This window comes from Arthrobacter sp. FW306-06-A (assembly GCF_021870055.1).
Classification (GTDB): Bacteria; Actinomycetota; Actinomycetes; order Actinomycetales; family Micrococcaceae; genus Arthrobacter.
In genome coordinates this window covers 4,509,148-4,530,269 of sequence record NZ_CP084552.1, presented here as the reverse complement: position 1 = coordinate 4,530,269, position 21,122 = coordinate 4,509,148, and the positions used below count along the sequence as shown (strand labels likewise).

Here is a 21,122-nt window from a genome sequence, read left to right as displayed (position 1 = left end):
CAATCGGTTCCCTCAAAACTTGCTTTGCCTGCATTGCCTGCAGCCAAGTCCGGAACCAGGGTCCTGGCCCAACTTCATCCACAGGGTTATGCACAACCCGTGGATAATCGGCTACTGGGACACTCTAGGGGATGAAAAGCCTAGAAGATAGCTGGCTATCCGGCTGTGGATAATTACACTGTTGTGGTTCTCCGGAAGGCCCTGTGAGCCACTTCATCCACAGGCTGTTGGGGATACTTAGGCACAGCTGGGGACAGCTCGGGAGGCAGCTTCCGGTTTGACTCCGGGCTGCGGATTGCCCTAACGTTGTGAAGTCCTTTGTGTCCGCTTTTTGGCCCCGTATGAACTTTCCAGTCGCAGTGCGCCTGGTCAGCTGGGGGAAGCGTGCATATACAAAACTTAGCGTCGGCCAGTTCTTCCCCATACTGATCGGGTGGGCGCACCTTTGATCCACTGGAGTAACTAACGTGAGCAAGCGGACTTTTCAGCCGAATAACCGCCGTCGAGCCAAGAAGCACGGCTTCCGCCTTCGTATGCGTACCCGTGCCGGCCGTGCCATCCTGGCAGCCCGTCGTGGCAAGGGCCGCACCGAACTGTCGGCCTAAATTACTGGCTCGTCGGTAGACATCCCCTTGCGAGTTTAAGGTGCTGGCCGCCCGCAACCGCCTGAGGACCTCAACCGATTTTTCAACAACTGTACGTTCCGGTGTCCGCAATGGGCGCCGGAACGTAGTGTTATATGCGGCAGCTATTGCTGCCGACGAACCCAGCCGGATCGGGTTCATTGTTTCCAAGAGTGTAGGGAACGCTGTAGTCAGGAACCTCGTTAAGAGGAGACTGAGAGAAGCAGCTGCTGCGTCGCTGCGCGAGCACGGTACGGGCCTCGCCATCGTGGTGCGGGCGCTTCCTGCGTCTGCCACTGCCAGCTGGGACCAGCTGCTGTCGGACTACAACGCTGCACTGGGATCTGCGCTGAACCGGCTGGCCGGCCGCCCTTCGCGGGCTGCCGCCAAAGGTTCGGCCGGTACAACACAGGAGGGGACAACGCGTGCCTAACGCCACTGCCGTCGTCGTCCGTTCCCACAGAGTGTTGGCCGCCGTCGGGAGGTTCCTCTGGAACCTGCCCCGGAACATCCTCATTCTCCTGCTGATCGCTTACCGCAAGGTGGTTTCTCCCTTGTATGGTCCGGTCTGCCGATTTTTCCCTTCATGCTCGGCGTATGCCCTTGAAGCGGTCACTGTCCACGGGGCAGTCAAGGGAAGCTGGCTCGCAGTCCGGCGCCTTGGTCATTGCCACCCATGGAACGCCGGCGGAGTGGACCACGTCCCCGCCGGCCGCCGGGAATGGCCGGAAGGCCAGACCCCCACAATTGTTGTGCTGAACAATCCGGACATTTACCTGGTTGCTCGGACTGATGAAGAAGGCCGCAGTGCGGCCTGACGAATAGGGATAAGTATGGACTTCTTTGGAACAATCATGGCCCCGTTCAAGTGGCTGGTTTCCATCATCATGATTGGATTCCACGATGGCTTGAGTGCTATCGGGATGCCCGCCGCGAATGGCTGGACCTGGACGCTGTCCATCATTGGGCTGGTGCTGGTGATCCGTGCCGCCCTGATCCCGGTGTTCGTCAAGCAGATCAAGGCCCAGCGCGGCATGCAGTTGCTGCAGCCGGACCTCAAGAAGCTCCAGGACAAATACAAAGGCAAGACTGACCAGTTGTCCCGGCAGGCCATGGCCCAGGAACAGATGGCCATGTACAAGAAGCACGGCACCAACCCGTTCTCCGCCTGCTTGCCCATGCTGATCCAGATGCCGTTCTTCTTCGCGCTGTTCCAGGTGCTGTCAGGAATCACGGCCGCACGCCAGACCGGTGCCGGCATCGGGGCGATGAGCCACGAACAAGTGGTGCAGTTCGACGAATCCAGCATTTTCGGTGCGCCCCTGTCTGCATCCCTGCTGCATGGCGGCGGCGGCAACCAGATGGCTGTCTGGATCCTGTCCATCGTGATGATTCTGGCCATGACGGCCTCGCAGTTCATCACCCAGAAGCAGATCATGGCCAAGAACATGTCCGAAGAAGCCATGGCCAGCCCGTTCATGCGCCAGCAGAAGATGATGCTGTACATCTTGCCGATTGTCTTCGGTGTGGGTGGCATCAACTTCCCCATCGGTGTCCTCATCTACTGGACCACCACCAACCTTTGGACCATGGGCCAGCAGTTCTTCGTCATCCGCCGCATGCCGACGCCGGGATCCCCCGCAGCCAAGGCCCTCGCCGAGCGCCGTGCCGCCAAGGGCCTGCCCGCACTTTCCGTCCTGAGCGGCAAGCGGGAAGAGGCAGCCGACGACGCCGCGGCCGCCGCAGTTGAGATTAAGGGACAGCGCGTCCAGCCCCAGCGCAAGAACAGGAAGAAGAAGTAATGTCTGCCGAGAGCACCGAGCACGCCTTTTCTGAAGAGATCGAAGATCAGGACGATTCCGTGAACCAGGATGCTTCCGCCGCCAAGGTTTCCGCCGCCAGCCGCCTCGAGGAAGAGGGGGACGTCGCTGCAGACTACTTGGAGGAACTGCTGGACATCGCCGATATCGACGGCGACATCGACATTGAAGTCCGCAACGGCCGCACCTACATCTCCATCGTGGCCGACGAGGAAGCCGAAGGGCTCGAAGGCCTGGTTGGCGAAGACGGTGAGGTCCTTGAAGCGCTCCAGGAGCTGACCCGACTGGCAGTCCTTTCAGCCACGGAAAACCGGTCCCGGCTTGTTTTGGACATCAACGGCTACCGGCAGGAGCGCACTGGCCACCTGCAGAAGATTGCCGAAGATGCTGCAGCGTCCGTAAAGGAAACCGGCAAGTCGGTGGCACTGGAACCGATGAGCGCCTACGAACGCAAGATCGTCCACGACGCCGTGGCCGACCTTGGCTTGGTCAGCGAGTCCGAGGGCGAAGGCGCCGACCGACACATCGTTGTATCCGCGGACTAGGGAAGCTGACCCGATAATCATGGTTGACATCACGGCAGCAGAACTCCGCGCTGCTGAGAAAATCTTCGGTGACCGGCTGGACCTGGCCAAGCGGTACGTGGAGCATCTGGCCACGTCCGGAACCGAGCGCGGCCTTATTGGGCCGCGGGAGGTTCCCAGGCTGTGGAGCCGGCACGTCCTCAATTGTGCGGTCATCGAAAGCGAAATTGCCCAGGGAAGCCATGTTGCCGATGTCGGAAGCGGCGCCGGACTGCCTGGACTATGCCTGGCCATCGCACGACCGGACCTTGAGCTGACGCTCATCGAACCGTTGGAACGCCGCGTGATCTGGCTCCAGGAAGTGGTGGATGACCTGGGACTGGACAATGTCACGGTTATGCGCACACGCGCGGAGCTGGCCGTAGGACAGGTTGAGGCTGACGTGGTAACCGCCCGTGCCGTTTCGGCCTTGACCAACCTGGCCGGCCTGACCATCCCGCTCCTCGGCGGCCACGGTGAAGTGGTGGCCATCAAGGGACGCAGCGCCGGGGAGGAAATCGAGAAGGCGGCCAAGACCATCCGTAAGCTGGGTGGCGTGGAGACCTCGGTGGTGACAGCAGGTGACAACCTCCTCGAGGAGCCCACTACCGTGGTCCGCATCGTGGTGAACAAGTCCCAAAAGAAGTCCTGACCCGGGCCCGCTGACGGCTGTCAGCAGGCAGGAGCGGCTAGGCTAGACAACGGCAGCAAAATTGGCTGAACGAGAGTGAGTGTGCCCCAGTGACCAGTAGTGAAGCCTCCGCACAACGGATCCCGCCGTTTGTGTCTTTGGGGTCGGCACGTTCTGTCGCTGGGTCCGGGCTTGCCGGTGTCGGCACGGCTCCTGCCCGGGGTGGAAATCATCCGAAAACGGGTGTCTCTGCAGCGTCTGGTAAGGCAGTTTCACGTGAAACAACCGGTGGCGGTCGGTCCAACGTCATTGACGCTATCGATGATTCCAGCCCCATCGCACGGGAGCTTGCCCATGAGACGAAGCGCCGTGAACGCCTAATGGGGCGCCAGCTCCCTCGCCCTGAAAAGACTCGGATCTTTACGGTGTCCAATCAGAAGGGCGGCGTGGGCAAGACCACCACCACGGTCAACATCGCAGCCGCCTTGGCAGCTGCGGGACTCAATGTGCTGGTCATCGATATCGATCCCCAGGGCAATGCCTCCACGGCTTTGGGCATCGAGCACCACGCTGACGTGGACAGCATCTATGACGTCCTGATCAACGATGTCCCTCTTGCCGACGTCGTAGCCCCGTGCCCGGATATTGGAAAACTCATCTGTGCGCCGGCCACGATCCACCTTGCAGGGGCCGAAATTGAGCTCGTGTCCCTTGTGGCCCGTGAGCAGCGGCTGCGCCGGGCCATTGATGTCTATGCCAAGGAACGCGAGAAGAGCGGCGAGGAGCGGCTGGACTATGTGTTCATCGACTGCCCGCCCAGCCTCGGCCTGCTGACCGTAAACGCTTTTTGTGCAGCCAGCGAGGTACTGATCCCCATTCAGTGCGAGTACTACGCGTTGGAGGGCCTGAGCCAGCTCCTGAAGAACATCGAGATGATCCAGAAGCACCTCAACGCGGACCTCGTTGTGTCAACCATCCTGCTCACCATGTATGACGGCCGTACCAACCTTGCTGCCCAGGTTGCCGCGGAGGTACGCCAGCACTTCCCCGAACAGGTTCTCTCCGCCGTGGTTCCGCGGTCTGTCCGGATCTCCGAAGCCCCCAGCTACCAGCAGACGGTCATGACGTACGATCCGTCCTCAAGTGGTGCCCTGTCCTATTTGGAAGCCGCCGCTGAAATAGCGGAACGCTAAAATCTTCAATACCGCAACGCACGGAGCGAGGCCCAGCCTGGCTCTACCACTGGAGGGATTTACCCATGAGCGAGAAGCGACGGGGCCTAGGCCGCGGTCTTGGCGCGCTGATTCCAAGTTCCGCCGCAACCAATGGTTCCGGTAACGGTGGGGCGGTATCGCGGCCTGTGGACTTGTTCTTTCCGGAGGGCCGCAGGAAGACAGAACCCACGGAGCAGCCAACAGCCGCAGCAGCGACCAGGACGCAGGAGGCGGAAACGCCTACTACCCCTCCGTCTTCGGTTAAGCCAGCTGCCTCCAAGGCTCCTGCCGGCAAGAGCAGCGATGATAAGAAGGCCCCTGCGGCTGCGCCCGCTCCGGCAAAGAAGGCTCCTGCCAGGAAGTCCCCCGCCGCGGCATCCAAGGCTGCTGCCGCTGAACCTTCTGCCATCGTGGAAGATCCGGAAGTGCCAAAACGGGACGACCCCCTAGGCCCTGAGGAGCCGGCTGAGACTGGTGCGGCCCCCGACTCCGGTGTTGAGCTGGTGGAAGTCCCCGGTGCCCGTTTCGCTGAAATCCCGGTCTCGGACATCCACCCGAACCGGAAGCAGCCCCGCAATGTCTTCGATGAAGACGACATGGCCGAATTGGTGCACTCGGTTCGTGAAATCGGCGTTCTCCAGCCAATCGTGGTTCGCACGTCAACCGAAACCGGTAGCGAACCCTACGAACTCGTCATGGGCGAACGCCGCTGGCGTGCAGTCCAGGCCGCAGGGCTGGACACCATTCCGGCGATCATCCGAGACACGACGGATGATGACCTTCTCCGTGACGCGCTTCTCGAAAACCTCCACCGCAGCCAGCTGAACCCGCTGGAAGAGGCGGCGGCGTACCAGCAGCTCTTGGAGGATTTTGGTACCACCCATGAGCAATTGGCGGATCGCATTGGCCGTTCCAGACCGCAGGTATCCAACACTCTTCGCCTGCTGAAGTTGCCGCCGTTGGTGCAGCGACGGGTTGCTGCCGGAGTGCTCTCCGCAGGTCACGCACGCGCCCTTTTGTCGCTTCCCGACGCTGCAGCAATGGAACGGCTGGCGCAGCGAATCGTTGCAGAGGGTATGTCTGTGCGAGCCACAGAAGAGGCGGTCACCCTGTACCAGGATCCTGCAAAGCCTGCCAAGAACAACATTCCCCGCCCCGGCGCCCGGCATGAGCGCTTGGACTACCTGGCGTCTTCGCTCTCCGACCGCCTGGACACCAACGTCAAGATCTCCCTTGGCGTAAGGAAAGGTAAGGTAAGCATCGAGTTTGCCAGCGTTGAGGACCTGAACCGCATCATGGATGTTTTGGCTCCTGGGTCCACCAACTAATCGCCACAGCAAAAGGGTCCGGTTCGTCGTGAACCGGGCCCTTTTCGTTGCTCCTCGAATCCCTGCTCGCTGGTGTTAGCGTCGGACCGCTGAGTGACCGCCGAGCCGCTTAAGGGTGCAAAGCATCTTCAGTTAGCGTGCTGTTTGCGTAGCCGCCGGTGTAGTTCAAAATTCTCAGTGGGTATTAGTCGGGGTATCCATCGGGAAGGCTGCTCGGTAGCGGCGGCAGTCAAGTCGCGGGGTGCTCGGCAGCAGTGAGGGTGGTTATCTCCTTCTTTGGGGAACCGTTGGCGGCCGCCCGCACCAGCGGGTGACATAGGGCGCAAAAATCCCATCAAAGGGGCGGCGTTCTCTTGCACGCGGGCAGCAAATGACGGGTATGAACATGCGATTCGTTACGGATAAACGCCGTATTCACGATTAGAAGATGTACGCGCGAGTTGTCGGTCTTACTCCCAAGGCCCAACGCCTTGTGTTTCACGTGAAACGATGCCAACGGGAGGCTTGCATACGCGCTAGTCCCTCATTCGCAGATACCACGCCCACAACGCCTTTGCTGACGCGCGACGGTTCAACGTTTGCCGCATGTGCTAGTCGACCGCGTTCGCGTGGCCGTCGCATGGAGCAGCGCCGGCCCCATCCGTGATGATTGAATCGTAGTGCGAGGGCGCAAGAATCTCGTGGCTGGCGGTCCATTCGCAAGTTCCATCCAGCGGAACAACTAAGCGAATAAGCGATACGGAGGCGAGTGGCTCTTGGTGGATACAGCCCCGCTGCCTCTTCATACAACCGGAGCACTAGGCGAAGTCGCACGCGAGAAGTCGTGCGCGCGGGATTCGAGGCGGGTTTATGGTCCAGGCTCGCATCTTGATCAGTGGCTTTGAGGAATCCACTCGGCAGCGTGCTCTTCGCAAACTGACTGCCCCAGTGGGAATCGACGTTGCTGCACTCAGCCCAGTCTGCTGCTCCGTAGCTGCCGACACGGCAAGTCCATCCAATGCGCTCTGACCTGCGCGCCTAGCTGCCGGGACTTCATTTTTATGCCTGTCCCCATTCCAGCGTTCCAGGCTGTCAGAGACATGCGGGTAACGCTTGCAGCAGACGTGGGCTTGCCGGCCCTGCAGTTGACGCGTCGGTTTCACGTGAAACATAAGGAGCACCCTACAAGCTTGGTTTGTTTTCATTGGCGGCGGGCTGGTTCACCGCTGCTAGGGGTACCCTTTCAGTTTCCAAGGCCCGTGTGAGGGCGACGAAGCGCTCCCCCAGGCACGGACACGCTGGCCGAACCTGTTTCACGTGAAACTCTTCCACCGCCGTTCCCGACCTCCTCGGTAGCCGTAGTCGCCGGCTACTGTGAGGGATGACATTGCGGCGCTGCCCGATCTCAGCGTGGGCCTGGACATCGGTTCGCCGCACTTGTGATGGAGCCGGATGTCCGTGGGAGGCACAGCAGACCGTCTCTGGCAATCGCCGTGTTTAGGAGTTTTGTGTAGCGATGGACGGTCACCATGTCCCTCTGGGTCACACTTTCGGTGTCTCTATTCGGTGGTCGCCCGGCACAGACCCGTGGTTGCCTCAGTCGGATGCAGGTACCGATGCCACCGTAGTAGAGGTCCTGCGTCTGCTCGAGGAAGAGCGGTCACGCCGTTCAAACCTTCCCCCTTCGGAAGGGCTGCCAGTACACACGATAGTGGGCCATCGCCTCAGCCATGTGGATCCCGAGGCACAGCGGGGATTCCTGTCCATACGCACTAGTTGCTGGAGTAGGGGGTCCACTTCAACCGGCATCTGCCAAACTTTTGGCCTGCGTGTCGAGCAAGACTTTCGGCTCCCTACTCCTTTTGCGACGCGTCGGGGCGTGGGTGGCTTCAAGTAATCAGCGGCGCGCCGACGCCCAACTCGTCCTAGTCTGTCGACTCACGAGCTTCCTGGGTTGGACTGGTATGAGTACAGGTCTAGAGGCTCTTCGTTATCAGACGCTCGCGTGCACGAGCCCCGCGTGGGCGGTAGATAGCGCTGTGGATAACTCTGTGGATAGGCTCACAGATGGATCGGGTCGCTCCAGGTCGCCCTGCGTCTCGGGAGGCGCTGCCCAGACGAATTCTCGTCTGTATGCTTCCAGCTTGCTTGCAAGACGTTCCTACGTTTCACGTGAAACAAAGGAAGTGGTCAGGCGTATAGGAGGCCGGAATACCTGCTGAGACGTATAGCAGTTGCTAAATCTCACCTAGCGGGTGCTGGAGCCGCTCTTGCGAACAGCACCGGCGGCTTCAAGGTTGGTAGTTGCCGTATTTGAGCAGCAGGCATCCACTGGACTGGCTTCCGCTAGCCGCACGTCTGCCAGCGATCGGCCCGCCTGAGCCTGTGGACAACGCTGTGGATACTGATCCGCGACCCTGTGGATAAGGCTGGGGAAAAAGCCAGCTGCGGCAGTCTGCCTTCGCCCCATCCTCCTCCCCCGTCCTGTCGCTAGTGACTGCAGTAGACGCTGTGTACTCGCGCATGTTGGCGCCGCTCATTCGGTGTCTCAATCTACATCGCATGGATCCCTACACGGCCCATAATCCGTGGGCGCTCCTAGGTGGCGACTAGCCATGAGGATGGCAAGAACCCCGAGAGGTTGGACTGGGTCGCATTCCACATCCCCTCCCTTGGAATCATCGCAGCCAGTTCGGTAATCAGTAGTGGCCGCGGCGGCTGGCATGCTTCGCCAGACATGTCGCTGCCCTTAAATACGAGGCCGCAAGCCGGAGGATTCCCAACCGTATCTGCGCCGACCAGAGCAGTCATCTATAGCTGAGCTGGGGTACGGTCAATCTGCATGTGAAGCAGCCCTGCCTCTACCTGAAGCTCATACGCCCGAAGGCTGCTCCACCCAAGCCGTTTCACGTGAAACAGCACATCAAAAGCGCTGCCTGTTTCACGTGAAACAAGCACCATCGCGGCGGCAAGCGCTGCTTGGAGTGGTCCCCCATGCTGAATGGCCGCTCTGGTGGGGCTGCTCCTCCATGCCTGGCAATCGCTCTGTTCGCCGGGTCTTCCTGTGGGCAGGATGCACGTGGGTGGGTGTGCGACCGGTGTATCTCTGCAGCTCCCTTGGTGTGGGCAATGTCGCCGCAAGCGCTTGCTACCGGACTGGCGTGGCTCGAGCTCATTGCAGGCTCCATCAACATCAAAACGGATCGGATCCGTGCCCTGTGAAGGGCCAGGGCCTCGGCTGTGGGGGCGCCCGGCTAGGGAGTGCCTACCATTCGCGCCGCTCACCACGGCTTGCTTGTGTGTAGGTATCGTGCGGCGGCTTGGACATAGTGCCTCTCAGTCTTCGAGCGAGGTCGCGTCGACAGTTGGACGAGGAACGTAGAACTACTGAAGCTGTTCCCGTAGGCGCGGTTCCAGCGGACGAGGAGGGCGGCTCGATAGACCCTAGTTGTCCGGCTGACGGTCAACGAGTCGGAACCGAGATGGCGATTCCTTGTACGGTAAGAGGCCAGTGTGCAGCCAGCGCGGAGTTCAAGCGTGGTGATGAGCCTAGTCTGCAACCCGCCCTAAAACTCCGCGCCCAGGATTTGAAAACCTGTGGAATGCCAAATGCAGCGACTGCCATAGAACAGTGCAATTCACAGCTGCTGCTCTTGAGTGGCGCGACGGTCTGTACGCGCAACGCATCTGGGTCAATTCTTGGGCCCGAGCCCACGGCCGCCCTTGAGTATCTAGTCGAGAGTATGTTGCCGTGGTATGTTCGCGTGTGCCCTCCCGCCATACGGGCTGTGGCTAGGCACTTGGTTTCACGTGAAACATCGGGTGACCGCGGCAGGCGGGACGGTGCGCAATCGAAGCGAGCTACTTACAGTTGATGCGATGGCTTCAGTACGTTCACGAGGCGCATATACCCGACTCGACCTGGATTTTGGTTTGTCGTGTAGATGGGGTCCCTAAAACCACAGGAACATGACGGTCATGTCGATGTCGTAGGCCCGGGTCGTTCAATTCAGAGGGCGCATCCCACTAGCACTCACCCTTGCAACCAACGGTGCACATCAGCCAGGGGCAAGGAGGCATGTTTCACGTGAAACAGGCACCCCTGGTAGCTACCGCCGCTGGCAGCGGCACCGCAGCGTATGAGGAGGGTACTCGACCCCGTACAAATAGAACCCAAACAGGCACCGAACGCCCTGCACATAAAAGAGTGGCCACCGCCTCCCGGCGATGGCCACTCCTACTGGAAACCCCTGTTCACCATGGGCGCTCTAGCCTAGGACAGGACGTTAGCAAATTCCTTCTCGAAAAACTGCTTCGGCTTTGCTCCGATGACGGTGCTCTTCACCTGGCCACCCTGGAAGAGGTAAACGGCAGGAATGGAGGTGATTCCGTACTCCGCAGCGATCGCGGGGTTGTCGTCAACGTTTACCTTGACGACGTCCACCTTTTCACCGTACTCGACGGAAATCTCATCCAGAATGGGGCCCAGCTTGCGGCAGGGGCCGCACCATTCCGCCCAGAAATCCACGATTACCGGCTTCTCGGCCGACAAAACGTCAGTGCCGAAACTTGCGTCAGTTACATCTTTAGCGTTGCTCATAACCTATCTTTCTCTTCGGATAACAGTGCGCGGATCAAACCGGCAGGTCTGCCAGGTAGTGTTCGACGTCGATTGCTGCGACACATCCGGAACCAGAAGCGGTAATCGCTTGGCGGTAGGTGGGATCCACAACGTCGCCGGCAGCAAATACGCCGGGAAGGCTTGTCTTGGAGCTTCGACCCTCTACTGCAATGGTCCCTTCCGCGGTCAGGTCGAGGACGTTCTTGACCAGGTCAGTTCGCGGGTCGTTGCCGATCGCCACGAAGACACCTGTAACGGCAAGCTCCGACTCCGTGCCGTCCAGCAAATTCTTCAACCGAAGACCGGTGACCTTGTCGGTTCCCAGCACGTCAGCAACAGTGCTGTTCCAGATGAAACTGATCTTTTCGTGGGCCAAGGCTCGGTCAGCCATGATTTTGGAAGCCTTGAGGGTGTCGCGACGGTGGACAACCGTGACCGATTTCGCAAACTTCGTAAGGAAGAGGGCTTCTTCCATGGCGGAGTCACCACCGCCGATGACAGCGATGTCCTGATTCTTGAAAAAGAAACCGTCACAGGTTGCACACCAGCTAACACCATGACCGGACAGCCGCTTCTCATTGGGCAGTCCCAGCTCCCGGTATGCAGAGCCGGTGGAGAGGATGACGGCCTTCGCCTTGAAGGTCTCCCCCGTGGCGATGGTGACCGTCTTGACCGGCCCCTCCAGCTCCAGCGCGGTTACATCCTCAAACTGGATCTCCGTCCCAAAGCGGGCGGCCTGCTTCTCGAAGTTCTCCATCAGGTCCGGGCCCATGATTCCCTCTGGGAAACCAGGATAGTTCTCCACGTCCGTGGTGTTCATTAGCTCGCCGCCGGCAGTAACCGACCCGGCCAACAACAGTGGCTTGAGGTCCGCCCTGGCGGTATAGACGGCCGCCGTATAGCCCGCCGGGCCCGAGCCCACAATGATGACGTCGCGAACATCCGACGCCGTCTTCTCTTCGATGGTCACTGGACCGTGAACCTCTTCCTTGTTCGACTCGCCTCCCTGTGGAGGCCGGCCACATGGCACAACTGCGTCCGCGTGCTGAATATTCCAGCGCCTGGGCAAGGCAAACCCCCGACAGCATGAGAGATAGTTGCAGTCAGGGCGCACTTTCCAGACTACATTCCCAGCCAGGCTGGTTCGCGCCCGGCAGCAACATGCGGAGTCGTAAAGCCGCCCAGGCTCCCGCCCTACTGGACCTTGATCTCAGCCAGCCGGAGGCCGTAGCCGTAACGGGTCTTGGGTGCCGCGAGCTTGGGCAGTGAGTTGATGGACACAATGACATACTGTGCCTGCACGGGCTCCGGGAGGGGCATGTTCAGGTCCGTGGACGTGAAGCTGTTGGTCCCAACCAGCTTGGCACCGTCCGTGGTGGGCTGGTCATTGGTGTACACGCTGATGTTGCCGCCCGATCCCCCAAGCTGGGAGAGCGTGATGGAGGAGACAGTGGACTGGCTCTTCAGCTTCACCACGAGGGGAACACCCTGCGGGGCCAGGCCGCCCCAGTTCTCCGTGGCGAACTCCATGTCGGACCAGTAGCTTGCGGCGTTGCCGTCGTACGCCTTGATCAAGTCGCGGTCGAAAGTGGCGGCAAAGTCGAAGTTACCCTGCCTGCTGACACTCTCGATGGCCGGCGGAACTACCGGTGGTTTTGAGGGAGCTGCCTGCGTTGCCGGCGCGGATGCCTGCGGTGCAGTGGTGCTCGCTGCCGGTGCGGCCGTTGGCTGGGCCTGTGGTTCGGAGGTGAATAGGCTGCCCAGGTTGGTGACGGCAAAAATCAGGCCAGCAATCAGAACCACGGCCAGCAAACCCCCAACCAGCCAACGCATGGAACGGGGCTGGTTCTGGGATTCATCCCGGTCATCGTCGTAGTCGTCCCGGTCAGCGAAGGAGACTCCCGCGGAAGCGGGTGCTGCCGCGCGGGCGAACAGGGCAGATTTGCTCTTGACCGGCCGCGGCTCCTGCTGTGCTTCGTCGGTGTCCTCGTAGCGGTCCTGGTCCCCCGCGTGTGTGTAGTCGTCGTCGGACCACAGGGAAACCTTTGGCTTGCGCTGCTCCGCGGCAGGGTGGGCCTGGGTGCTGCCGACGGCCGCCGTATCGTTCGGGCCCGTGTCTGTCTCCGCGGAACCAGCACGTTCAGACGGAGAAGGAGCACGATTGGTTACCGGCTGGGCGGCGGTGGCATCCGGGTCGACCCGGGAGGCTCCCAACCCCGTCTTTGATGCTGCGGCACCGGAAGCAGCGGCAGCACCAGCAACACCGGCGGCTGCACCCGCAGCAGCTCCGGCACCGCGGTGGCCGTTCGAGGCAGGCGGCTGAGAGGCAGGCTGCTGAGAGCCAGCCTGCTGCGGACCAGGTTGCTGTGCTGCGGGGCGAACGGAAGGCCGGGGCGGTACAGCGGGACCGGAACGGTAGGGATCAACCTGGCTGGGGTGCGAATCGGCGTAATTGATGTACCCGGCCTCGACGTGGTCTTCCTCGTCGTACGGCTCAGGCTCGTGGGACCGGGGCTGGCCAAAGATTTCACTGCCCAGGGTGTCCGTAAAGAAGGGCTCAACGTAGGGCGGATTCGAGGTAACCACCAGATCCAGCAGGTCGGCAGCGGACGTGTGGTTGGTGATGAGGTAGGTGGTGTCCTCGGTCACGCCAAGGTCCAGGACCTGCACGGTGCCAGGGCGTTCGCCGGTGGCCACTTCGCGGGCGCTCTGGGCAACCTGTTCGGTGTTTTCCGGTCCGGCAACCAGGATGCTGACCGGGCGGTTGAGGACCTGGTCCACACCGTCCAGCACCAGATCGTGGTCATGCGAGGCCAACACTGTGGCGGTGACCTTGTAGCGGCCGCCCAGTACTGATCCGACATCGATCGGGTTGGACACGTGTTCCTCCTAGACTGTCCGGGATTGCCGGCCTCTATGACGCAACCGCCGTTCAGGCGCCGCGCACGGCCAACCCTGAATGCAACTACCCCTGTACCTGTTCGATCCTAGCTGATCTGCCCCGGACGGCCGCGGAGAAGACGGGCTCCGGGGCACATTCGCGTTACTTTTTGCGCTTGCGCCGGCTGCTGAAATACGGGTTTTCGCCGGCTTTCCCCTGGTAGGTCCGGCGGCCGGGGAGCGGGATCCGTTCGCTGAGCAGGCCGCCCCGAGCCGTGCTTGGCTGGTCCTCGACCGGCAGGTAGCCGCCCTCGGCACCTTGCTGGCTGCCGCCGTCGTACGTTTCCTGGCGGCGGGAACCCCGCTCCGGATCGGGGCCCGCACGGAAGGAGACGGCATCGAACTCGCCGGAAATCCGGGGGATGAGGCCGGTGTCCACGGAGGTGGTGGCCCGTTCAGGACGGTGCCCGGAGGAACCTTCGGCAGGAGCGGACGACGGCGCGTCCCCGGCTTCCGGCGCAGGGGCCTGGCCGCCGCGGCCAAGCCGTCCCAGCAGGGGCCGGAGCATGTCGCTCAGCTCCGAGACGCGGAACAGCCGCAGCAGCAGGAAGTAGACGGCCAGCATGACCGGCCCTGCGATGGCTACCGTCACCAGCGCTTGGAGGCGCCCGCTCCACGCGAAACCGTCCGGGTTGTAGCTGCCCATCAGCCACAGGGCGCCGGCGCCGGCAATGGCCGAACCCAGGGCTGCGTACCCCATCCGGATGTACGAGTTGGCAATCCGCGGCCCGTCGAGGCTGCCCAGCATGCGCCGCAGGAAGAACGCGCTGATGACCACCGAGAGGATGTTGCCCACCATGTACAGGACGGCAATGGCATAGATGATCTGTCCCACCGGCAGGAACTGGATGACGAACGCACCGGCCACGTACACGACTGCGAGAAGCAGCTGCACGTAGAAAGGCGTGCGGGCGTCCTCGTTGGCGTAGAAGACGCGGGACATCATGAAGTTGGCGCTCATGAACGGCGTGCTGAGGGCCAGGATGGTGAGCGTCTGGGCCAGCATGACGCCGTCCTGGCGCAGGCCGCCGGAGAAAAACATGCCCAGCGGACCGGCCAGGGCGAACAGTGCCAGGGCACCGAAAACAGTGGCCACGGCCATAGTCCGCAGGCCGTGCGAGAGGGCGTCGCGCAGTTCCGCGCGGTTGCCGTCCTGCGACGCCCTGGTCATCCGGTTAAAGAGGACAGTGGCCAGGGACAGCGCGATGATTGAGTGCGGCAGCAGGTACAGCTGGCTGGCAACCTCGAGCACGGCATTGCCGGGAAGGGTGGAGGCGGACGGGTCCCCCGCCTCCTGCAGCCGGATGCGTTCGGCGCCGGGGATGGTGGCGATGCGCATGACGTACAGGAAGGCGAGCTGCCCGACGGCGGCCGTCAGGAGGGTCCAGACGCTCAGCCGGGCAGCGTGGCCCAGTCCCACGCCCCGCCACCCGAACCGGGGACGGAGACCCAGCTTCAACCGGAAAACTGGAACCAGCAGGATGGCGGTCTGGGACAGCACGCCGATAGTGGAGAACCCGGCCACCAGGAGCGTCTGGGTGGGCCCCCAGTTGTCCAGGGTGTGGGGGCTGACCTTGTTCGTGCCGAAGATCCAAATGAACATGCCCAACCCTGCGATCGACACCAGGTTGTTCAGGATAGGCGCCCACATGGCAGGTCCGAACGCGCCATTGGCGTTCAGGACCTGGGTGAGCAGGGCGTAGAGGCCATAAAAGAAGATCTGCGGCAGGCACCAGAAGGCGAACGCGACCGCCAGTGCCTTCTGCTGCGGCGAGTAGCCCTGGGTGGTCAGCTCAATGACCCCCGGGGCCGCCAGGGTGACCAGTGCCGTCAGGCCGAACAGGAGCAGGACAGCCAGCGTCAGCAGCCGGCTGATGTAATCCGCTCCCCTGTCCGGAGCCTTGCTCGCCTTGATGATCTGCGGAACCAGCACCGCATTGAACACGCCGCCGGCCACCAGCAGGAAAATCAGGTTGGGCAGGTTGTTGGCGTTGATGAACGTGTCATTGACCGTTGAGCCAAGGCCCAGGGCTGTTCCCAGCATCCAGGTCTTGCCGAAGCCCAGGAAACGCGACACCAGCGTGCCCGCAGCCATGATGGCGCTGGAACGCGTCTCGCTGGCTCCCGCTGCTGCGGGCTGGTCGATGTCCGGCGCAGCTGGCTCGGGGGGCACGCCGTCGGGTGCCGAATCATCGGGCCGGCCGGACCGGTCGGAAGGAAAGTTGGTAGCTGACATCGACTTCATCGTCTCACCCGCAGGCACTTAACACCGCAATGACGACGGCGGCGTCCGGGCTTAGAGGTGTCCCGGCAGGACTTCGCGGGCGAGGTCGGCGATGCGGCGTTCGTTGGGAAAGGACAGCTTCCGGGCCAGTTCCTGGATGGGCACCCAGGCGACGTCCACGGCTTCCTGGTCCGGATCGTTCTCGATGGTGAGCTCGCCGCCGGTGGCGCGCAGGAGGTAGTGGTGCACGGTCTTGTGCACCCGGTGTCCGCTGACGGTGAACCAATAGTCGATGCTGCCCAGGGGGGCCAGGATGATGCCCTCGATGCCGGTTTCCTCGGCAATTTCCCGGACCGCGGCCTCTTCGTTGTTTTCCTTGCCCTCCGGATGGCCCTTGGGCAGGCACCACTCGAGCCGGCCACCCCGGTTAAGGCGGGCGATGATCGCCACCCTCAGTTCGGCGTCGGACGTGTCCACCACGACGCCGCCGGCGGAGACTTCCTCCACCGTGGGCAAGGACGCCGGCGCCGATTGCTGGGCAGGGGCAACGTGCGCCCCGATTGCCGACGGCAACGGTGCGTTTGTCCTCCTGCCTGGAGCGCTCGGTACTGGATGGGCCATGGAGTCCACTCTAACGACTGTTGCCCTCCTGTGATGACCGGAACATGACACGAAGATGGACGGGATATGACGTACTTTTTGGCGGGGAAGGCGAATCAGCGCGGATCGTGACGCTTTTTTGGACTGCCGCCGCGCTGGTTTCTGCCAAGCTTAAGGAACTATGTCGCACGCACATCACAAGATTGATACCCACACCGTCGACTTCAAGGTGGATCCGGTGGTCCTGGAGCTCGGGCAGCGCTTCGTGGACGCCGGCCACGAGTTGTCCCTTGTGGGTGGTCCCGTGCGTGATCTGTTCCTTGGCCGGACCTCCCCCGACCTGGACTTCACCACCGACGCCACACCCGACCAGACCGTAGCCCTGATCAAGAAATGGGCTGACAATTTCTGGGAGATCGGCAAGGCCTTCGGCACCATCGGCATGCGCAAGGCCGGTTTCCAGATCGAGATCACCACCTATCGTGCGGAGGCCTACGATCCCGAGTCCCGCAAGCCCGTGGTGGCGTTCGGTTCCTCCCTGACGGATGATCTGCTGCGCCGCGACTTCACCATCAATGCCATGGCGCTGAAGCTGCCTTCCATGGAATTGGTGGATCCCTTCGGTGGCGTACGCGACCTGCACGCTTCCCTGCTGGCCACGCCCGGTTCTCCGGAGGCGTCCTTCTCCGATGACCCTCTGCGGATGATGCGGGCCGCCCGGTTCGCCGCGCAGCTGGGGGTCTCCGTCCGGGACGACGTCCGTGAGGCCATGGCCAACATGGCGGACCGGATCAAGATCATTTCCGCCGAACGGGTGCGCGACGAGCTGGTCAAGATGGTGTGTGGGGCGCGGCCGCGGACAGGCATCGACCTGCTGGTGGACACCGGGTTGGCCGAGCACGTGTTGCCGGAGGTTTCCGCCCTCCGCCTCGAATCCGACGAGCACCACCGGCACAAGGACGTCTACCAGCATTCCCTCCAGGTCCTGGAGCAGGCGGCCCGGCTTGAAACCGATGCGGAGGGCCCCGTGCCCGGGCCGGACTTCGTGCTGCGCTTTGCTGCATTAATGCACGACGTCGGCAAGCCGGCTACGCGACGCTTCGAACCGGGCGGAGCGGTGAGCTTCCGCCACCACGACATGGTGGGTGCCAAGCTCACCACCAAGAGGATGAAGGCGCTGCGGTTCGACAATGACACCACCAAGGCCGTGGCACGGCTGGTGGAACTTCACATGCGCTTCTATGGCTACGGCGACGCCGGCTGGAGCGACTCGGCCGTCCGGCGCTACGTGACCGATGCCGGTCCGCTGCTGGAGCGGCTGCACCGGCTGACCCGCTCCGACGTCACCACCCGCAACCAGCGCAAGGCCGACCGGCTGTCCTTTGCCTACGACGATCTGGAAGAACGGATCGCCGCACTCCGCGAACAGGAGTCCCTGGATGCGGTGCGCCCAGACCTGGACGGAGCCGCGATCATGGCGCTGCTGGGGCTCAAGCCGGGCCCCGTGGTGGGCCGCGCCTACAAGTTCCTCCTCAACGAGCGGATGGAACACGGACCGCTGCCCACCGAGGAAGCGGAGGCGCGCCTGCTCCGCTGGTGGGCCGAACAGCCTGAATCTGCACCTGCCGGACCGGGGGCAGAAGCCTCTTCCGCCGTCGTCGAACGTTCACCCGTTGAGGAGCCCAAGTGACTAATTCCGCCTTTGCCCCGCGCCCCCAGCTCTGGATCCTTCGCCACGGTGAGACCGAATGGTCAAAGAGCGGGCAGTACACGGGCCTGACCGACCTTCCCCTGACAGTGGAAGGCGAGCAGCAGGCCGTGGAGGCCCGCAAGGTGCTGGACGGCGTCGACTTCGACCTGGTGCTCACCTCTCCGCTGCGGCGCGCACGGCGGACGGCCGAACTGGCCGGATTCCCTGACGCCCGGCACGAGCCGCTCGCCGTGGAATGGAACTACGGCGACTACGAGGGCATCAGCTCGGACCTGATCCGCAAGGACAACCCCGATTACCTGATCTGGACACACGGCGTGCCCAACGGTGAAACGCTGGACGAGGTGGCCGCGCGGGCGGACAAGATCATTGGACGGATCCTGGAATCCGGGATGGACAACGTGCTGATCGTGGCACACGGCCATTTCTCCCGGATCCTCACCGCCCGTTGGCTGGAATTGCCACCCACGGAAGGCCGGCACTTTGTCCTGGGCACCGCCAAGGTCTGCACCCTGGGATGGGATAAAAAGACGCCCGCTATTGTGCGCTGGGGCCTCTAAATCTTCTTTTTGAATAAACTTCTTACCTTTTTACGGGAATTGCTGGCCTTTCGCTGATTCCTGGGGTAACTTTATTCCTGACCCCACGGTGATCTGCCCGGGTCCCAGACCGCAACGCAACCCACGCAGCGGACAGCAGAAAAGGAGGTTGGGATAATGATGACTTTGACTGGCGAATGGAATGCCCCCATCAATGCGTTCCCGGCCTTTGCTGATGACGCACGCATAGCTCCGGTCTACTCCGGTTCCCGCCGCCCAGCCGCCCTCGCGGGCTTGCTGCGGCGCCGCTAACCGGCACCTGCATCCGCTCACCCGCCAGGACTCCTTCCAAGGCTTCGGCCCTGGCTCTCGGCCTGCCCGGAATGCTGCGCTTCTTCGCTGACTTCCCGGAAAAGCTTTTGGCATAGCCCCCGCTCTTTCTTCGAATAGTCCCTGCTCGGAGAATTTTGCATCCGGCTTTGTGGTCTCACTTCAGCTTCGCCATAGTCAGGCACCCCTGGAATTGCGCTTTCTTGTGCGATTCCGATTAATTCCCTGGTGGAATTTATGCACCCTTTTTACTGCACTTTCCCGCGCACAAAAACAGCGCTAATTCGCCGTGCCCTTTTGCACCTAATGATCAACGAAAGGAGGTGGTTCCCTTGATGCGAATGATCATGGGACTCCTGTCCCGCCCCCTGCAGCGCCGCAGTTCCTTCAACAGCGCCCTGCTGGAGCAGCACCGGAACGATGTTTTCGTGCTCATGCACCAGCAGCTGGGCGGCCTGCGCTGACGGCCGGCCCCGATCCTGCCGGACACTGATCTCCTGGGACGGGGCCGGCGGTAAGCTCGATGCCATGCACGAGACCCAGCCGCCGGAGGATGAACGACGGCCCCGCATCGTGGTGCCCAGCCGCAGTGATGACGTGTTGCGGAATTTCACGGAGGTGCTCGGTGGCCCGCTGGGGACCAGGACAGCGCCCGGTGTGGTCTCCCCCGGCATCTTCACCGTTGAACGGGTGCTGATTGTCCTCACGGCGCTGGCAGCCTTGGTGGGAATCCTGCTGAAGGGATACTGCAGGGCCAACGGCTGGGAGACGCCCACACAGTTCTACGCCACCTGCTACTCGGACTTCCCGGAGCTGTTCCGGAACCGCGGCATGGCAGCGGGGATGTTCCCCATCCTGGGCAGCGGCAGCCAGTTCGAATACCCGGTGCTCATAGGACTCATCGCAGGGGTTACGGCCTGGTTGGTGCCGGGCGGAGACCCCAAAACCATGGCCCTTGCCTACTTCGACATCAACGCCGTGCTGCTGGCGGCAGTGGCCATGGTCACCGTGGTGGTGGTTGCCCGCATGCCAGGCAGGCGGCCCTGGGACGCGGCCATGGTGGCCGTGGCCCCGGGGATCGTGCTGGCCGGCACCATCAACTGGGATCTTTGGGCCGCCTGCCTGCTTGCCATGGGCATGTACCTCTTTGCCCGGAAGCGGCTTGTCCTTGCAGGGGTGCTGATCGGGCTGGCCACCGCCACCAAGCTGTATCCGGTGCTGGTACTCGGAGCCATCCTGCTGCTCGCCGTCCGGTCGGGCAGGTGGCGACCGTTGCTGGTAACCGGCGCCAGTGCAGCGGCCACGTGGGTGCTGGTTAATCTGCCGTTCGCGCTGATGAACCCTTCCGGCTGGGCCTATTTCTTCCAGTACAGTGCCGACCGGGGCGCCGGCTACAGCTCGGCATGGTTCGCCTACAACCTGGTGGCGGGCAGGCTGGGCTGGTCCGGGCTGGGCGCCGAAGGCGTCAGCATCCTGTCTGCCGGGTTCTTCGTGCTGGCCTGTGCCGGGATTGCCGCCGTCGCCCTGACCGCGCCCCGCCGTCCCCGCCTGGCCCAGCTGGCATTCCTGATCGTCGGGGCCTTCATCCTCACCAGCAAGGTCTATTCGCCGCAATACGTGGTGTGGTTGATCCCGCTCCTGGCCCTGGCCCGGCCGCGCTGGCGCGACTTCCTGATGTGGCAGGGCATCGAAGCCCTGCATTGGGCCGCGATCTGGATGTACCTTGGACAGGTGACCAGCGCAGGTTCCTCGCAACACAACCTGGACATGCCGTACTACGTCCTCGCCGTTGCCGTGCACATGGCCGCGGTGGCGTACCTCATGGCGCGCGTCACCTGGGACATCTACAACCCCGCATACGACCCCATCCGAAGGCACCACCTCGATGACCCGCACGGCGGGCCCTTCGCGGACGCACCGGACCGGTTCCGCTGGCGCATCCGGCGGCGCGCCGCTTCGGCCCTCCCTTCCAAAGCTTCACCCTCACTTTGAAAGAAGG

At 62.4% G+C, this 21,122-nt stretch carries 18 protein-coding genes; 13 read left to right on the top strand and 5 right to left on the bottom strand.

The window, feature by feature from the left end; translation table 11 throughout:
• Nucleotides 1-467: 467 nt before the first annotated feature.
• The 8 genes from rpmH to LFT49_RS21095 all read left to right on the top strand — a co-directional run bounded on the left by rpmH (nucleotide 468) and on the right by LFT49_RS21095 (nucleotide 6,179).
• Nucleotides 468-605, top strand: coding sequence for a 50S ribosomal protein L34 (rpmH, locus tag LFT49_RS21130; RefSeq protein WP_003800212.1), 138 nt, complete (start codon nucleotides 468-470; stop codon nucleotides 603-605).
• Nucleotides 606-645: 40 nt separating this feature from the next.
• Complete coding sequence (rnpA, locus tag LFT49_RS21125; protein WP_237429328.1) at nucleotides 646-1,056, top strand: ribonuclease P protein component; 411 nt, start codon at nucleotides 646-648, stop codon at nucleotides 1,054-1,056.
• Nucleotides 1,049-1,441 carry a membrane protein insertion efficiency factor YidD gene (gene yidD, locus LFT49_RS21120; RefSeq protein ID WP_237429327.1) on the top strand — a complete coding sequence of 131 codons (393 nt, stop codon included), beginning with the start codon at nucleotides 1,049-1,051 and terminating at the stop codon, nucleotides 1,439-1,441. Before rnpA ends, yidD begins: the two co-directional genes overlap by 8 nt.
• 15 nt (nucleotides 1,442-1,456) lie before the next feature.
• Nucleotides 1,457-2,425 (top strand): membrane protein insertase YidC, encoded by a 969-nt coding sequence (yidC, locus tag LFT49_RS21115; RefSeq protein ID WP_236800385.1) that lies wholly within the window; start codon nucleotides 1,457-1,459, stop codon nucleotides 2,423-2,425.
• Complete coding sequence (locus LFT49_RS21110) at nucleotides 2,425-2,988, top strand: Jag family protein (RefSeq protein WP_236800384.1); 564 nt, start codon at nucleotides 2,425-2,427, stop codon at nucleotides 2,986-2,988. Before yidC ends, LFT49_RS21110 begins: the two co-directional genes overlap by 1 nt.
• A 19-nt stretch (nucleotides 2,989-3,007) precedes the next feature.
• Nucleotides 3,008-3,658, top strand: a complete 651-nt coding sequence (gene rsmG, locus LFT49_RS21105; RefSeq protein ID WP_237429326.1) for a 16S rRNA (guanine(527)-N(7))-methyltransferase RsmG — start codon at nucleotides 3,008-3,010, stop codon at nucleotides 3,656-3,658.
• Nucleotides 3,659-3,747: 89 nt separating this feature from the next.
• The gene (locus LFT49_RS21100; protein ID WP_237429325.1) at nucleotides 3,748-4,830 is read left to right on the top strand and encodes a ParA family protein; all 1,083 of its coding nucleotides are present in this window, start codon (nucleotides 3,748-3,750) and stop codon (nucleotides 4,828-4,830) included.
• Between the two features lie 65 nt (nucleotides 4,831-4,895).
• On the top strand, nucleotides 4,896-6,179 hold the full coding sequence (locus LFT49_RS21095; protein ID WP_237429324.1) for a ParB/RepB/Spo0J family partition protein: 1,284 nt from the start codon (nucleotides 4,896-4,898) through the stop codon (nucleotides 6,177-6,179).
• Nucleotides 6,180-10,431: 4,252 nt separating this feature from the next.
• Here the strand turns inward: LFT49_RS21095 and trxA are convergent.
• From trxA to LFT49_RS21070, 5 genes are all read right to left on the bottom strand, one after another.
• Complete coding sequence (gene trxA / locus LFT49_RS21090) at nucleotides 10,432-10,758, bottom strand: thioredoxin (protein WP_237429323.1); 327 nt, start codon at nucleotides 10,756-10,758, stop codon at nucleotides 10,432-10,434.
• Between the two features lie 34 nt (nucleotides 10,759-10,792).
• A complete protein-coding gene (gene trxB, locus LFT49_RS21085) occupies nucleotides 10,793-11,749 on the bottom strand; it encodes a thioredoxin-disulfide reductase (RefSeq protein WP_237429322.1) in 957 nt (318 codons plus the stop codon).
• Between the two features lie 224 nt (nucleotides 11,750-11,973).
• A complete protein-coding gene (locus LFT49_RS21080; protein WP_237429321.1) occupies nucleotides 11,974-13,659 on the bottom strand; it encodes an ABC transporter substrate-binding protein in 1,686 nt (561 codons plus the stop codon).
• Nucleotides 13,660-13,822: 163 nt separating this feature from the next.
• Nucleotides 13,823-15,955, bottom strand: coding sequence for a murein biosynthesis integral membrane protein MurJ (murJ, locus tag LFT49_RS21075; protein ID WP_236820892.1), 2,133 nt, complete (start codon nucleotides 15,953-15,955; stop codon nucleotides 13,823-13,825).
• 60 nt (nucleotides 15,956-16,015) lie between these two features.
• A complete protein-coding gene (locus LFT49_RS21070) occupies nucleotides 16,016-16,564 on the bottom strand; it encodes an NUDIX hydrolase (protein WP_236800376.1) in 549 nt (182 codons plus the stop codon).
• A gap of 160 nt (nucleotides 16,565-16,724) precedes the next feature.
• On the opposite strand from LFT49_RS21070, the gene LFT49_RS21065 reads away from it, so the two are divergent.
• From LFT49_RS21065 to LFT49_RS21055, 5 genes are all read left to right on the top strand, one after another.
• A complete protein-coding gene (locus LFT49_RS21065) occupies nucleotides 16,725-18,233 on the top strand; it encodes a CCA tRNA nucleotidyltransferase (protein ID WP_236800375.1) in 1,509 nt (502 codons plus the stop codon).
• Entirely contained in the window at nucleotides 18,230-18,814 is a 585-nt protein-coding gene (locus tag LFT49_RS21060) for a histidine phosphatase family protein (RefSeq protein ID WP_236800374.1), read from the top strand. The genes LFT49_RS21065 and LFT49_RS21060 overlap by 4 nt, the downstream gene beginning before the upstream one ends.
• Before the next feature lie 156 nt (nucleotides 18,815-18,970).
• A complete protein-coding gene (locus tag LFT49_RS22650; protein ID WP_272912533.1) occupies nucleotides 18,971-19,105 on the top strand; it encodes a hypothetical protein in 135 nt (44 codons plus the stop codon).
• A gap of 353 nt (nucleotides 19,106-19,458) precedes the next feature.
• Nucleotides 19,459-19,587 carry a hypothetical protein gene (locus LFT49_RS22645; protein WP_272910815.1) on the top strand — a complete coding sequence of 43 codons (129 nt, stop codon included), beginning with the start codon at nucleotides 19,459-19,461 and terminating at the stop codon, nucleotides 19,585-19,587.
• A gap of 64 nt (nucleotides 19,588-19,651) precedes the next feature.
• A complete protein-coding gene (locus LFT49_RS21055) occupies nucleotides 19,652-21,115 on the top strand; it encodes a glycosyltransferase family 87 protein (protein ID WP_237429320.1) in 1,464 nt (487 codons plus the stop codon).
• Nucleotides 21,116-21,122 lie beyond the last annotated feature (7 nt).

What these genes read in the sequence shown, in the direction of transcription:
- yidC (WP_236800385.1), top strand. Translation starts at nt 1,457, where the DNA reads ATGGACTTCTTTGGAACAATCATGGCCCCGTTCAAGTGGCTGGTTTCC.
- LFT49_RS21110 (WP_236800384.1), top strand. Translation starts at nt 2,425, where the DNA reads ATGTCTGCCGAGAGCACCGAGCACGCCTTTTCTGAAGAGATCGAAGAT.
- rsmG (WP_237429326.1), top strand. Translation starts at nt 3,008, where the DNA reads ATGGTTGACATCACGGCAGCAGAACTCCGCGCTGCTGAGAAAATCTTC.
- LFT49_RS21095 (WP_237429324.1), top strand. Translation starts at nt 4,896, where the DNA reads ATGAGCGAGAAGCGACGGGGCCTAGGCCGCGGTCTTGGCGCGCTGATT.
- trxA (WP_237429323.1), bottom strand. Translation starts at nt 10,758, where the DNA reads ATGAGCAACGCTAAAGATGTAACTGACGCAAGTTTCGGCACTGACGTT.
- murJ (WP_236820892.1), bottom strand. Translation starts at nt 15,955, where the DNA reads ATGTCAGCTACCAACTTTCCTTCCGACCGGTCCGGCCGGCCCGATGAT.
- LFT49_RS21070 (WP_236800376.1), bottom strand. Translation starts at nt 16,564, where the DNA reads ATGGCCCATCCAGTACCGAGCGCTCCAGGCAGGAGGACAAACGCACCG.
- LFT49_RS21065 (WP_236800375.1), top strand. Translation starts at nt 16,725, where the DNA reads ATGTCGCACGCACATCACAAGATTGATACCCACACCGTCGACTTCAAG.
- LFT49_RS22650 (WP_272912533.1), top strand. Translation starts at nt 18,971, where the DNA reads ATGATGACTTTGACTGGCGAATGGAATGCCCCCATCAATGCGTTCCCG.
- LFT49_RS22645 (WP_272910815.1), top strand. Translation starts at nt 19,459, where the DNA reads ATGCGAATGATCATGGGACTCCTGTCCCGCCCCCTGCAGCGCCGCAGT.
- LFT49_RS21055 (WP_237429320.1), top strand. Translation starts at nt 19,652, where the DNA reads ATGCACGAGACCCAGCCGCCGGAGGATGAACGACGGCCCCGCATCGTG.